The organism is Streptomyces sp. adm13(2018) (genome assembly GCF_008042145.1).
Taxonomy (GTDB): Bacteria; Actinomycetota; Actinomycetes; order Streptomycetales; family Streptomycetaceae; genus Streptomyces.
In genome coordinates, this window is the sequence record NZ_RDBH01000032.1 from 1 (window position 1) to 2,241 (window position 2,241).

The window sequence follows — 2,241 nt, forward strand, 5'->3', positions numbered from 1 at the left end:
GCGCCGCCGCCCTCGCCGCCGCCGGCGCGCTCGACGGGACCGTCGTACCGCCCGTGGACGGCGAGGTCCGCACCCCGGGCGGCACCGTGACCGTCTCCACCGGCCCGGACCGCGTCCGCGTCCACCACAAACGGGCCGAGCTGCTCGACCGCGTAGACGATGCACTCGAAGAGGGCCTGGGTGGTCAGCTTCTCGTCGGGCGCCGTGCCGTCCGGGTTCGAGCCGTCCCACTCCGCGAAGCGCGGGTCGGAGATCGAGAAGTCGGGCGGGAAGAGGGAGAACACGCGGACGCCGGAGGGCCGCAGGCGGCGCGAGAGGATGTCGGCGAATCCCGCCTGGGCGCTCTTCGCCGCCCAGAAGGCCTCGTGCGCCGCGCCCGCGGTGGCCGCGGAGGCTCCCCCGGCGTCGCGGACGGCGACCATGTTGACGATGTCGGGGCGCAGCGAGCCCCGCAGCAGCGGCAGGAAGTGCTTCACCATGAGGACCGTGCCGCCGGCGGTCGACTCGATCGTCTCGACGATCTCCGCGTCGCTGGCCGCCTCCAGGTCCATGCCGTCGAGCCAGCGGGCGCCGTTGTTGACCAACAGGTCGACGCGGTCCGTGCGTTCGCCGACCCGGGCGGCGAACTCCCGGATCTCGGCGGGCTTGCTGAGGTCGCAGCCGAAGGCGTGGATACGGTCCCTGGCGGCGCCCATGACGTCGGTGCGGGTGCGTTCGGCCGCCTCGACGGTCCGGGCCGAGACGTAGACCTCGGCGCCCAGGTGCGCGAATCCGACGGCGAGCGCGCGACCGAAGTAGCGGGACGCTCCGGTCACGACGACACGCAGGTTCTCGAATCTCATGTGTGCCAGCTCTCCCCAGGGATACCGATGGCCGGTCCGTTTCAGCGTGGCAGAGGAGGGGGCCCGGGACCGGGTGAGAGCGGTGCGCGTTCACGCCGTTGCGTGGACACGCCAGGGCAGGACGAGCCGGTCGAGCAGCTCGGCCCGTTTGTGGTGGACGCGGACGCGGTCCGGGCCGGTGGAGACGGTCACGGTGCCGCCCGGGGTGCGGACCTCGCCGTCCACGGGCGGTACGACGGTCCCGTCGAGCGCGCCGGCGGCGGCGAGGGCGGCGGCGCCGGTGAGGGCGAGCCGGGGGTGCCAGCCGCCGACGGTGAGGGCGCGCACGGAGAGGCCCGCGGGGCCGGCGGTGAAGGCCGCGATCTTGGGGAGGGCCGAGTGGGGCGGATGGCCGAGGAGGCGGGCGGCGTGCGCGCGGAGGTCTTCGAGCCGCTCCCGCAGGCCGTCCTCGGGCAGGTGCCGGGTGTCGACGAGGACGTACGGGTTGCCGTACCGGACGAGGGAGACGGGGACGCCGTCGAGGAGGTCGACGGGGCGGCCGGTGGGCAGGGCGCCCCGTCGACCACGCCGTCGAGGAGGTCGACGGGGCGGCCGGTGGGCAGGGCGCCCCGTCGACCCGGCCGTCGGCAGCGCGCGCGTGTGGGTCACGACGGCCGGCTGGCAGAACGGCATCCGCGCCTCGACCGCCCACGCCATCGAGAGGTGGTCCACCCGCCGCAGGTGGTACGCCGGCAGCCGCCAGCGCGTCTCGAAGGCCGTCATCGCGGTGAGCCGGTCCTCGCCGACGGCCTCCGCGGAGCGCAGTTCCTGCTCGATGCGGTCGGCCGCCGACCCGCGGTCGGCGATGTGGGCCCGGTAGTCGGCGGTGTACAGGCGCTCGCCGTGGCGGGTGAGGAGGCGTTGCACGCGGTCCGCGCGGACCTTGCCTCCCAGCACCAGGCGGGCCGGGGAGAGCAGTTCGCGGACCGTCTCCAGGAGCGGGCCGCCCGGGGCGAGCATCGCGGAGAGCGGCAGGGTGAAGGGCTGCTTGGGGCGGCGCAGGACCGCCGGGGGCAGCAGCTCCGCCCCCGCCTCGTACAGCGCCCGCTTCCCCGTCCGCGCGGCCGTCGGCAGCGCGCGCGTGTGGGTCACGACGGCCGGCTGGCAGAACGGCATCCGCGCCTCGACCGCCCACGCCATCGAGAGGTGGTCCACCCGCCGCAGGTGGTACGCCGGCAGCCGCCAGCGCGTCTCGAAGGCCGTCATCGCGGTGAGCCGGTCCTCGCCGACGGCCTCCGCGGAGCGCAGTTCCTGCTCGATGCGGTCGGCCGCCGACCCGCGGTCGGCGATGTGGGCCCGGTAGTCGGCGGTGTACAGGTGCTCGCGTGGGCCCGGTAGTCGGCGGTGTACAGGTGCTCGC

At 75.4% G+C, this 2,241-nt stretch carries 2 protein-coding genes; both read right to left on the bottom strand.

Going from position 1 to position 2,241, the window contains the following annotated elements:
* The coding region (locus tag EAO70_RS02670; RefSeq protein WP_261992608.1) for an SDR family oxidoreductase at positions 1-842 on the bottom strand (842 nt) is incomplete at its 3' end.
* Positions 843-932: 90 nt separating this feature from the next.
* A partial coding sequence (locus EAO70_RS02675) for an asparagine synthase-related protein (protein ID WP_261992609.1) occupies positions 933-2,241 on the bottom strand: 1,309 nt, incomplete at its 5' end.